Here is an 11607-nt window from a genome sequence, read left to right on the forward strand (position 1 = left end):
GCCTGTCTGATCACGGCATCGCAATGACAACAGGTATCATTTGGGCCGGGACACAGGGCCAACAGGTGTACGCCAGTGACCGCGTCCCTGAATAGGACGATTGGCCTGAGGAAGGCGTGAGCCGCTTACTGAGTTCATTCCGGGGGCTGGCATTGCGCTCGCTTTCATAGGGTGTTTCCTCATAATTGAAGGTTCAGTCTATTCAATGAAAGATCAATGCCAACTTTGTCAGTTTGTTCACTAGAGTTTTCTTACAGTGATTTAGCGGCATCTGTAGACCTCAGGCGACCAAAGCAGCAATCTGCTTTATCGCCAATGCGCCAGTTGAGCGCATTTGTGCGCATAATTTGTGCAGCGTCACGCAATAGGCAGTAAGAGTGCTTAGTTGATACAGATCAAGGGACCGGGGGCCCAACGCGGTAGGATGCCGTTATCCCTGACCACTTTGTCAGGCACACTATTTTGCTGTTTCAGATGACAACCAAGGAGCTGCCATGATCACCGGCATTCAAATTACCCAAGCGGCTAATCCTCAACTGCTCAATTCCATCTGGCTGCTGGATGCAGCCAGTGGCACAGCCCGCTGCCTGTGTACCATTGACGACTTTGCGCAAGATCAGGACATCGCCCTGTCTGAACTGGGTCAGATTGAGTACCGCGAACTGCCTGTTGAACAGGCTCCGCGTATTGAAGGCGGGCAGCACCTCAACGTGAATGTGCTCAGGCGTGAAACCCTGGAAGACGCCGTGGCGCACCCGGAAAAATATCCACAGCTGACCATTCGGGTGTCTGGTTACGCGGTACGTTTCAACTCGCTGACGCCAGAGCAGCAGCGTGATGTCATCGCCCGAACGTTTACCAGCACTTTATAAAAGCTTGCCGTACAAAAACGCCGCAACCTATTGGTCTGCGGCGTTTTTACCGTCTGATTTTTACTGAAATCAGGCTTTTTTCACAAATTCAGATTTCAGCATCATAGCCCCGATACCATCAATCTTACAGTCGATGTTATGGTCGCCATCCACCAGGCGGTTGATTTTCACTTTAGTCCCCACTTTGGCGACAGACGACGAACCTTTTACCTTGAGATCTTTTATCAGGGTAACAAAATCGCCTTCCTGCAACACAGTGCCGTTCGCGTCTTTCACAATCAGTGCATCCACATCTTCTGTCACTTCACCCGGAATCCATTCATGACCACACTCAGGGCAGATCAACAGGTTGCTGTCTTCATAGACATAAGATGAATTGCATTCAGGGCAAGGAGGTAAGGTATCGCTCATACGCTGCTATCTCTCATTTAAAAAGTCATCACTTAAAGATATTCGCCCGCCACTGACTTGCCAGTGCCGGACGAGATGTCTGACATTATAATGTAATTATCATTAAATTATCACCTCGCCGGTTCTGTCATCACAAACCCCTGCCATGAAGGAGATAACGTCAATTTAAACAACGCTTTATAGAGATCCAGCATGGCTGTCTGAAGCGATTACTTCACCTGAGGGTTCTTCGTTGCGTCATCATCCAGATAACTGATGTCGTGCTTTTCCAGGTATTCACGGATTAACTGGCGGACCACCTGGGACGGTGTCAGATCCTGGGAAGCGCACAGCTTTTCAAAGGCCTGCTTTTTGCGGGGATCCATCAATACGGTAAAACGGGCAGTCTTGCTTTCCACACTCAGCTACTCTCGGTCGGACATGATAATCAAATTATAATCTTAACCTGATGATGAAGAAACGATACAAACAAAAAGAGCCACCATAATGGTGGCTCAATCAGAGTATGACCCGCAGAGAGGTATCAGTCCTGAACGGCTTGCAGCACAGCTTTTAACTGAGCAAAATCATTGTCACGCTCAACCGACAGCAACTCCATTGCGCCATGTTTGGCAAGCGGCGCAGGTAAATCTATCTCTTTTTGCAGGATATCTTCCACCACTTCCTTGAACTTGGCTGGGTGCGCGGTACACAGGAACAGACCTGTCTCGCCGGCTTGCAGCTGCTCATTGAGTATGCGATAGGCAATGGCGCCATGTGGCTCACACAGATAACCGTCGGCATCCATCTGACGCAGTGTCTCTGCGGTCTGCTCGTCGCTTACCGCGCCGTAGCCCAGCTCGTTCAGGCCCCAGCCTTGTTGCTGGCACAGCTCTTCAATACGCGGCCAGTTGTTTGGCTGGCTGACATCCATGGCATTGGAAATGGTCGGTACCGTCGCTTTAGGATCCCACTTGCCGTCCTGCAGATAGCGGGGCACGGTATCGTTCACATTGGTGGCGGCGATAAAACGTTTCACTGGCAAACCCAGCGCTTTGGCCAGCAGGCCGGCGGTCAGGTTACCGAAGTTGCCGCTAGGAACCGACACCACCAGATTGCCGCGAGCAGCTTTCGGCAGTTGCGCCACCGCTTCGAAGTAGTAACAGATCTGCGCCATCAGGCGACTGATATTGATAGAGTTGGCTGAGTTCAGGCCCACTTCCTGACGCAGTTCAGCATCATCAAAAGCTTGCTTGACCAGCGACTGACAATCATCAAAGGTGCCATTCACTGCCACAGTGTGGATATTGCCGCCCAGCGTACAGAACAGCTTTTCCTGCAGCGGGCTGATTTTGCCCTTCGGATACAGGATCACCACCTTGATGTTGTCCATACCGTAGAAAGCATGGGCCACAGCCGCACCGGTATCGCCTGAGGTCGCGGTAAGAATAGTGATATTGCCATTGGCGTCAGACACTGCCGCCAGCGATTGCGCCATGAAGCGGCCACCAAAATCTTTGAATGCCAGCGTCGGGCCGTGGAACAACTCCAGCGCATAGACTGCGTCTTTCACTTGTGCGACCGGAGCCGGGAACTGGAAAGCGTTACTGACCATTTGCCGGACGGTTTCCGCGCCCAGTTCATCACCGATAAAAGCAGACAGAATACGGCTGCTGCGAGTAACGAAATCCTGCTCCAGCAACGCATCGATGTCGCCTAAATCCGGCAGTTGAGCAGGAAAAAACAGGCCCTGATTACGGCCCAGCCCCTGGCGGACTGCCTGGGCAAAAGACACTTCTTCCTGATGATCTTTCAAGTTATACAGCTTCATGATTAATACTCACTTCCTATTTCTGTTGAACCCTGGCTGTCGAGACGACAGACATGGACGAATCCTTCATCATTCTGGACATAATGCTGCTGCAACCAGCGGGCAATGCGCTCTGCGACCTCCAGATCATCACAGATGCTGAACATGGTCGGGCCTGAACCTGAAATACCACTGGCTAACGCGCCCGCTTCCAAGGCGTACTGACGCGCTTCCTTAAAGCCCGGCAGCAAGCCTTCTCGGTAGGGTTCGGCCACCACGTCTTTGATCATTTTGGCGGCCAGTTGCGGCTGCTGGCTGTGGCAGGCATGAATAAAACCTCCCAGATAACGGCCATGGGCAATGATATCCTGTCGACGGTACTGAGCCGGTAAAATAGCCCGGGCTTCAGCAGTCGATACCTTGATGCCAGGATACGCCATCACCCAGTACCAGTTATCGAAACTCGGGACCGACTGGCTGATGATCCCCAGCTCCTCGACCATGAATTGCAACCCGCCAAGATAGCAGGGTGCCACGTTGTCGTAATGCACACCGCCTGAAATCTGACCTTCCATTTCCCCCATCAGCGCCAGCAGTTCTGTCTCTGTCAGCGGGTTTTCATGAAAGCGGTTCAGCGCATCCAGGGCAGCCACAATTGAGCAGGCACTGGAACCCAGACCGGAACCAATTGGCATATTCTTCGCCAGTGTCATCGACACAGGTTTCAGGCTGACGCTTTTCTTATCCAGCTCACGGGCAAACACCTGCCAGCAGTGATAAACGATGTTCTCTTGCGGCTCAGCCGGCAACTTAGCGACAAAATCACCTTCACATCGCAGCGAAAAGGGCTCTGTGCCGGCGGCCACTGTCACTTTATCCCCCAGCAGGGTGCCATCAACGGGCGACACTGCCGCCCCGAGAACATCAAAACCGACACTGACATTACCAATAGATGCCGGTGCGTAAACAGTCACACTCATTGTTAAACTCCCAGTTTCCAGCCGACGGTACGCATCAGATCAGCGAAGACCCCTGCCGCTGTGACCTCGGTACCGGCACCGTATCCGCGCAGGACCAGAGGAATGGGTTGATAGTAACGGCTGTAGAAAGCCAGGGCATTCTCGCCGTCCTTGATTTTAAACATAGGATCATCCTGATCAACGGCCGCCACTTTCACTTTGCATTTACCGTTGTCAATTTCACCTATGTAGCGCAGTACTTTGCCTTCTGCGGCCGCTTTGGCTGACCATTCACTGAAGTAAGCATCGGCCTGTGGCAGACGCTGCATGAAGGCCTCAACATCGCCACTTTGATCAAAGCCCGGCGGCAAGGCCGGCTCGACCACCACATCGCTCAGCTCAAGGGCATAACCAGCCTCACGGGCCAGAATCAAGAGTTTGCGCGCCACATCCATGCCGGACAGATCATCACGGGGATCCGGCTCAGTGAAACCGTTATTACGGGCCACAGTCGTTGCTTCACTCAGGCTCATGCCTTCGTCCAGCTTACCGAAGATGAAAGACAGCGAACCTGACAAAATACCGGCGAAACGCTCCAGCTCATCACCGGCAGCCATCAGGTTCTGCAGGTTTTCAATCACTGGCAGACCGGCACCGACAGTGGTGTCATACATGAAACGGCGGCAGGTTACGCGCGCGGCCTGACGCAACTGGTGATAATAAGCCATACTGGCCGTATTGGCTTTCTTGTTGGGCGTGATAACGTGGAAACCAGCGGCCAGGAAATCCACATACTGCTCGGCAATGGCTTCGTCTGAGGTACAATCGATAATCACAGGGTTGATGATGTGATTACGCTGCACCAGCTGAATCAGGCTAGCCAGATTGAACCCTCCGCTTGCCTGGCCGATCGCATCGCGCCAGTTTTCCAGCGGCAGGCCATTATTGTCCAATAACATGCCTTTGCTGTTCGACAAGCCACAGACACGAATGACAATGCCGTTTTCAGCCAGCTTCTCTTGCTGGCGCTGGATCTGATCCACCAGCTCGCCACCAACACCACCGACACCAACCACAAACACATCCAGGAAGTGTTTACTGTTGAACAGGTTCTCATGACAGGCTTTCACCGCTTCCGAGACTTTGTTGGCCGGAATCACAGCGGAAATAGCCCTTTCAGAAGAGCCCTGCGCAATCGCGATAATATTGACATTCACTTCGGCCAGCGAGGTAAAAAAGCGCGACGCCACACCACGGGAAGTACGCATACCGTCCCCGACCAGGGTCACGATCGCTGAATCGTCAATAAACTCTACCGGCTCTAACAGACCTTCTTTCAGCTCCAGCTCAAAATTATTACGCAGCGCCTGCTCAGCCACGAGTTGATCATCACTTTCGATACAAAAACTGATGCTGTATTCAGACGAGGACTGAGTGATCAGAACAATTGATACCCCTGCTGCTGACATTGCCCCGAATACGCGGGCTGCCATGCCGACCATGCCTTTCATACCAGGGCCGGACACATTTACCATGGTCAGGTTTTTGAGCGTGGTAATGCCTTTGATCGCCAGCTTGTCTTCACCCGTATCCTGACCGATCAGTGTACCGGCACCTTGCGGGTTAAAACTGTTTTTGATCAGGCAGGGAATGTGGAATTGCGCGATGGGTGCAATGGTTTTGGGATGCAGTACCGAAGCACCGAAGTAAGAGAGTTCCATTGCTTCCTGGTAACTGAGCGATTTCAGCAAACGGGCATCAGGCACCAGACGCGGATCGCAGTTATAGACACCATCGACATCTGTCCAGATTTCACAGCACTCAGCACGCAGACAGGCTGCCAGCACAGCCGCTGAATAATCCGAACCGTTACGGCCTAAAATAACCAGCTCACCTTTCTCATTACCGGCTGTAAAACCCGGCATGATATGGATGTGCCCTTCAGCCAGCGGATGACGGCGGAAGTTGTCAGTTGAGATTTCAATGTCGACATGCCCTTCCAGGTAATCGCCATGCGCCACTAAAGAAGCAACCGGATCAATCAGATCCGCTTTATGCCCTTTGGCTTCCAGCACCGCTTTCATGACTACGATAGAAATACGTTCACCTTTACTGATGACACGGGCGTAAACATTGTCCGGGCACTGTCCCAGCAACTTCATCCCGTGGACCAGTTGCTTCAGTTGCCCCAGCGAGCTGGCGAGTTTGGCATCCACGGCTGAACGCTCAAACGCAGGTAAAAGCTGCTCAATACCATCAAACAGGCTGTTAAAGGTGTTTTCCAGATCGGTGAGCTGCAGCTCGGCATCGCCCGTCGCGACTGTGGTATCTATGACTGACACCAGTTTGTTGGTCACTTTGCCCGGTGCTGACAGCACCACTGAGACTTCACCCTGGTGGGCATTACTGGCGATGATATCCGCCGCCCTGAGAAACCGGTCGGCATCCGATAAAGATGAACCGCCAAACTTAAGCACTCGCATTCCCTACTCCACTTCCGTTAATTTTGACTTGTCGGCAATTGCTTCCTGGCTGTTATTGTATGTGGCCAGTGAATATTGCCATTGAATCTGAAAAAATCATGGTGAAAAAAAAGCCCGCACTGTGAGGTGCGGGCTTTTTTTTGAAATCTTGCGCGTATCAGCCCGCCCCAACACTGTTTGTGCCGGTAATAATAATGGTGGTGGTGCCGATAAGGTTAAGTGCCATGTTTTTATATTATTGCTAATGTTGTGTGCGTGTTGTTTACGTTTACCTGATCCCCAGGTATGAGTCAACACTGACTAGTGATTTATTTCTTACTTTCCCAGAATACAGTTTTTGTCTCTGCCAATTCATTATTCCCGCCAAGAATAGATTAGTCGCATAAAATTAGAGGAAATCGCATTTCTGCAATTGCAGTTAACTCATTGACATAGCATAGTAACTCGTAAGGATTATTTGCCTTCTCAAGCAAGACCTGAAGCAATTAACCCGTTAAAGCCCAACAATGTTCTGGTTCAAGATAGTCAACGCACCCTCAGAACCAGAGAGATCACTCACAGGCCATGCAGGAAGACAGCCTGGAGGATGACAATGATTACAATAATATTTCGGAGGGATCCGGCATGACAGCAGCGATGGAACAGCTTGTTGCACATACCATACTCCAAGGCTTTGATGCCATGTACGGCCGGTTTCTGGATGTCACCGCCGGTGCGCAGGACAGATTTGAAAATCAGGACTGGATGTCAGTCCATCAGGCCCTGAAACAGAGGATCAGCTTTTACGACCATCATGTGGAACTGGTCAGCCGCCAGATCCAGATTATGCTCGGCAGGCAATACGCTAACCGCGAGTTTCTGACCGCCGTCAAATCCTCCTATGAAGATCTGCTGCTGGATTACCCTCGCTATGACATTGCCGAAAGCTTCTTTAATTCCGTCTATTGCCGAATTTTCGAGCATCGCGATATCAACCGCGACAAACTGTTTGTGCACAGCTCGCAGACCGGGCGCATCGCGCCTTATCCAACCGCTTTAACCCGTTTGTACCAGTCTGAGAACGGGTCGCACTATCTGTTTGAACGCATGATGGATGAAACCCCTTTCACACTGAACTGGGAAGACAAAAACCGGGATATTGCCCTGATAGTGACCAGGCTCAACAATGAGTTTGGCAGTGCAGCGATGCAAAAAGCGCGACTTGAGCTGATCAAAGAACCGTTTTACCGTAATAAAGCCGCTTACCTGATTGGCCGGCTGTTGCTGGAAAACAATACCCAGATCCCCCTGGTGTTACCTGTGCTGACCACAGAAAATCGCCAGCTGTATGTGGATGCCTGTCTGTGCCATGTTGATGATGTCAGTATCGTTTTTGGCTTCGCGCGTTCTTATTTCATGGTGTACGCTCCGGCACCTGCTGCACTGGTCCGTTTCCTCAGCGAGCTGTTACCAAACAAAACCCATGCCGAACTTTACACCGCCATAGGTTGCCAGAAGCACGGTAAAACAGAGCTGTACCGGGAATTTCTCCATCACCTTGAACACTCTGACGACAAGTTCGATCTGGCGCCGGGTATCAAGGGCATGGTCATGAGTGTCTTTACCCTTCCTTCCTACGGGTTCGTCTTCAAAGTGATCAAAGACAAATTTGCCCCTCAGAAAGAAATGAACCGAGCCACAGTCAAAGAGAAATATCAGCTGGTTAAAGAGCATGACAGGGTCGGCCGGATGGCAGATACCCAGGAATACCGCAACTTCAGTTTTGACCGCTGCCGATTCAGTCCTGAGTTACTGGAAGAATTACAGCGTGAAGCACCGTCGAGCCTTATCGTGACTGACAAGGAAATCATGATAAAGCACCTCTATATCGAGCGCAGGATGATCCCTTTCAACCTGTATATTGAACAAGCCAATGATGACGATCTGCGCCACGCCGTGGATGAATACGGCAAAGCCATCAAACAACTGGCGGCCGCCAACATCTTCCCGGGTGACATGCTGTTCAAAAACTTCGGTGTGACACGCCATAAACGCGTGGTCTTCTATGACTATGATGAAATCAGCTACATGACCGAAATTAACTTCCGCCGTATTCCGCCGCCCCGGTTCCCGGAAGATGAACTGTCAGCTGAACCCTGGTACAGCGTGGGCACCAATGATGTTTTCCCGGAAGAATTTCGTACTTTCCTGCTGATCAACCCCAAAGTGCGAAAACTGTTCGATGAACTGCACAGCGATTTGTTTGACCCCGGCTACTGGCAGCACTTACAGTCAAACATTGAGCAAGGGCGGTTTGAAGATGTTTTTCCGTATAAAGAAAAACACCGGCTGATAAGAGCACAAAAACACTCGTAATTTGATCTTTGCCGCAATCTGAGATGTAAATCAATGATGTGCGACGAAACACGCACTTTGTGAAATATTTCTGGCCTAGGATTAATTGGTATACAAAAGGAAACTGCACTCACAGGGATGGCTGAGGATGAAACACTGCTGCTTATTGCTCTTATTCTGTCTGGCCTGGCCAGCGCTGGCCACGGAGCCGGCAACTGAGCCTGTTTCAGCAATGGCAGGATGGTTTCTTAATTCTCAGTCACGCAGCGCTGAACAATTTGACCTCTGGCAGATAGACAGCGGTTATGCCTATGCCCTGACTCAGTCCACCCAGGTGTATGTCAGTACCCGCCTTAAAAGCGGCAACCAGCAACAAGCGGCAACACGTGGCTTATTATCGGGCGTAAAGTACAACTTCAGCCCCAAAATCAGCCTGCGCAGTGCGGTAACGTCTGAGCGGGTGGAAGAAAACACCCGTCTTGGTGTCGAGCTCAGCAGTCAATACGAGCTGAATGAGAAGGTAAACCTGCATGCCACCATGGATTATGAAGCGTTAGAGCAGGTGTATCAGCTCGGTATTGGCTTTCGATTTTAAGCCCCCCCACCAACAGAGCACAGGCTCAAAGCACGGACAAATCCAGCGGCTCTTTACTCAACAAGATACCATTGGGATCCGCGTACAGAATATCCCCGGGGTAAACCAGCGTATGTGCGACGGTCAGGGTGACATTCCTGTCTCCGGTCTGGCGTTTCTCAGTTTTAAACGGACATACCGCAATGGCTTTGACCCCCAGCGCCATCTCGCTCAGCGCGACGACATCACGCACTGCGCCGTTAATCACTATGCCTTCCCATTGATTCTTGATCGCCAGCAGAGCCAACTGATCACCCAACAAGGCTTTGTTTAACGATCCATGACCATCGATCACCAGCACCTTGCCGGTGCCGTCTTCGTTGAGAATATCCCTCACCAGACTGTTATCTTCAAAGCAGCGCAGTGTCACCACTTCGCCATAAAACACAGGCTTCCCACCAAAATCGCGATGTGCCAGCGGCAACCAACGTACTTCATCCTCGTAGTGGTCACACAAATCCGGCAATAGATCTTTCATCGTAGAACTCCTTACTCTAATCCTTGAATATGAAGATAAGCGGGCCATTTCCCGAGCTCGGTCTGAGAAAAACCCTGATGCTTAAGCATAACGGGCACCAGAAACAGCTGCTGCTGTGATACCCAGTAAATTGCATTTTGCTGCCACTTCGCCGCCAGCTCACAAGCCTGACTCAACCCGGTACACACTGCCAGACTCGGCTCATGCCAGCGCCCGTCCGGCGCACTGCAATCAAGCCTCAGGTAAGCATATCCCAAAGCGGACAATTCAGCTTCCAGACGCTGCTGCCGCTGACGATTTTCCTTACAACTGAGTACGATACTTTCAGGGTTAAAAGCGGTTAAAATAGCGAAGCTCGAGTAGTCAGGTATCTCAGACGCACGAAAAATGATCTGCTGATAGCTTAGCCATATTGCCTGCCGGGCATGCCATTCCGCATGCCTGTCCTGCAACGGATCATCATCAGAGTGGCGGCAATCTTCCGACATGTGTCTGATCTCCCTGCCTGGTCAGCCAATACGACTGTTATCTTTAACAGCCTTATTTCATTGATGAAACAACAAATTGTTTGAGCTATAACAATAAGATAGTGTTTCCGATACGCTAGTATCGCACGGTAAAATCGAAAAAACTGAGCGCAATACAATAAAATCATATTGTTAGTACGCTGTTAAATGCATACAATCGTCTGTATCCAAGGGAAATTGTAGCCAGTCCCGCAAGTTCGGGTTTTTCAGCAAGTTGTCCGTTGGGCCGCTGAAAAATGAGGATGGCGTACCAGCAGGTAGTTGAAAAGACGGGTGCAAACTGCAACTGTTCTGTTACTTTGCCTGTAAGCGAATTATTTTTATAGAATTGAAATATTCTCTGTTAGACCAGATTCCGTTTTGAGTAATTAGGTACTGCCAATGCAAACCCCTCACATTCTAATTGTAGAAGACGAGCACGTAACCCGTAACACCCTGAAAAGCATCTTTGAAGCAGAAGGGTATACGGTTTTAGAAGCCAGCGACGGTGCAGAAATGCACAAGATGCTGTCTGAACATCATGTTCACCTTGTGATCATGGATATCAATCTGCCAGGTAAAAATGGCCTGCTGCTGGCCCGTGAATTGCGTGAGCAAGGCGATATGGCGTTGATGTTCCTGACCGGACGTGACAACGAAGTGGATAAGATCCTTGGCCTGGAAATTGGTGCGGATGATTACATCACTAAACCTTTCAATCCAAGAGAGCTGACCATTCGTGCCCGTAACCTGTTAACTCGCGCAATGAGCCAGGGGCTGGCCTCAGAAGATCGCCGCCTGGTTGAGCGCTATGAGTTTAATGGCTGGTCTCTGGAACTGAACAGCCGTTCTCTGATGAGCCCGAGCGGTGATCAGTTCAAGCTGCCACGCTCTGAATTCCGTGCCCTGCTGCATTTTTGCGAAAATCCAGGCAAAATCCAGACCCGTGCAGAGCTGCTGAAAAAGATGACCGGCCGTGATCTGAAGCCGCATGACCGCACAGTTGACGTCACTATCCGCCGTATTCGTAAGCATTTTGAATCAGTGTCCGACACCCCGGAAATTATCGCCACTATCCATGGTGAAGGGTATCGTTTCTGCGGTGATATCGAAGAAAACTAAGACCAGACACTAACTTGTC

The 11607-nt window shown here is 50.8% G+C and carries 12 protein-coding genes and 1 other annotated feature; of the genes, 4 read left to right on the plus strand and 8 right to left on the minus strand.

The window, feature by feature from the left end:
- Window positions 1-36: 36 nt before the first annotated feature.
- Window positions 37-168: a hypothetical protein gene (locus tag KCG43_RS21370; RefSeq protein ID WP_255557852.1), complete on the minus strand. Its 132-nt coding sequence runs from the start codon at window positions 166-168 to the stop codon at window positions 37-39.
- A gap of 326 nt (window positions 169-494) precedes the next feature.
- On the opposite strand from KCG43_RS21370, the gene grcA reads away from it, so the two are divergent.
- Window positions 495-872 (plus strand): autonomous glycyl radical cofactor GrcA, encoded by a 378-nt coding sequence (gene grcA, locus KCG43_RS03785; RefSeq protein ID WP_192015537.1) that lies wholly within the window; start codon window positions 495-497, stop codon window positions 870-872.
- A gap of 69 nt (window positions 873-941) precedes the next feature.
- Here grcA and KCG43_RS03790 read toward each other — a convergent pair whose 3' ends face one another.
- From KCG43_RS03790 to thrA, 5 genes are all read right to left on the minus strand, one after another.
- Complete coding sequence (locus tag KCG43_RS03790; RefSeq protein ID WP_027253127.1) at window positions 942-1283, minus strand: zinc ribbon domain-containing protein YjdM; 342 nt, start codon at window positions 1281-1283, stop codon at window positions 942-944.
- A gap of 209 nt (window positions 1284-1492) precedes the next feature.
- On the minus strand, window positions 1493-1681 hold the full coding sequence (locus KCG43_RS03795) for a CopG family transcriptional regulator (protein WP_027253128.1): 189 nt from the start codon (window positions 1679-1681) through the stop codon (window positions 1493-1495).
- A 125-nt stretch (window positions 1682-1806) separates the two neighbouring features.
- Window positions 1807-3093, minus strand: a complete 1287-nt coding sequence (gene thrC / locus KCG43_RS03800) for a threonine synthase (RefSeq protein ID WP_218383411.1) — start codon at window positions 3091-3093, stop codon at window positions 1807-1809.
- A 2-nt stretch (window positions 3094-3095) separates the two neighbouring features.
- Entirely contained in the window at window positions 3096-4052 is a 957-nt protein-coding gene (thrB, locus tag KCG43_RS03805) for a homoserine kinase (protein WP_192015534.1), read from the minus strand.
- Between the two features lie 2 nt (window positions 4053-4054).
- Window positions 4055-6514: a bifunctional aspartate kinase/homoserine dehydrogenase I gene (thrA, locus tag KCG43_RS03810; RefSeq protein WP_218383413.1), complete on the minus strand. Its 2460-nt coding sequence runs from the start codon at window positions 6512-6514 to the stop codon at window positions 4055-4057.
- Between the two features lie 103 nt (window positions 6515-6617).
- Window positions 6618-6733: a sequence feature (Thr leader region), on the minus strand.
- Between the two features lie 405 nt (window positions 6734-7138).
- On the opposite strand from thrA, the gene aceK reads away from it, so the two are divergent.
- Together aceK and KCG43_RS03820 are read left to right on the plus strand one after the other, a co-directional pair.
- Window positions 7139-8869, plus strand: a complete 1731-nt coding sequence (aceK, locus tag KCG43_RS03815; protein WP_218383415.1) for a bifunctional isocitrate dehydrogenase kinase/phosphatase — start codon at window positions 7139-7141, stop codon at window positions 8867-8869.
- A gap of 127 nt (window positions 8870-8996) precedes the next feature.
- Window positions 8997-9443, plus strand: a complete 447-nt coding sequence (locus tag KCG43_RS03820; RefSeq protein WP_218383417.1) for a hypothetical protein — start codon at window positions 8997-8999, stop codon at window positions 9441-9443.
- Between the two features lie 25 nt (window positions 9444-9468).
- Here KCG43_RS03820 and KCG43_RS03825 read toward each other — a convergent pair whose 3' ends face one another.
- Together KCG43_RS03825 and KCG43_RS03830 are read right to left on the minus strand one after the other, a co-directional pair.
- The gene (locus KCG43_RS03825) at window positions 9469-9960 is read right to left on the minus strand and encodes a putative 4-hydroxy-4-methyl-2-oxoglutarate aldolase (protein WP_192015530.1); all 492 of its coding nucleotides are present in this window, start codon (window positions 9958-9960) and stop codon (window positions 9469-9471) included.
- A gap of 11 nt (window positions 9961-9971) precedes the next feature.
- Entirely contained in the window at window positions 9972-10448 is a 477-nt protein-coding gene (locus KCG43_RS03830) for a DUF3293 domain-containing protein (protein ID WP_218383419.1), read from the minus strand.
- A gap of 420 nt (window positions 10449-10868) precedes the next feature.
- On the opposite strand from KCG43_RS03830, the gene arcA reads away from it, so the two are divergent.
- Window positions 10869-11588 carry a two-component system response regulator ArcA gene (gene arcA, locus KCG43_RS03835; RefSeq protein ID WP_192015528.1) on the plus strand — a complete coding sequence of 240 codons (720 nt, stop codon included), beginning with the start codon at window positions 10869-10871 and terminating at the stop codon, window positions 11586-11588.
- Window positions 11589-11607: the final 19 nt, after the last annotated feature.

The sequence above is a fragment of the Photobacterium sp. WH24 genome (genome assembly GCF_019204055.1).
Lineage (GTDB): Bacteria > Pseudomonadota > Gammaproteobacteria > Enterobacterales > Vibrionaceae > Photobacterium > Photobacterium arenosum.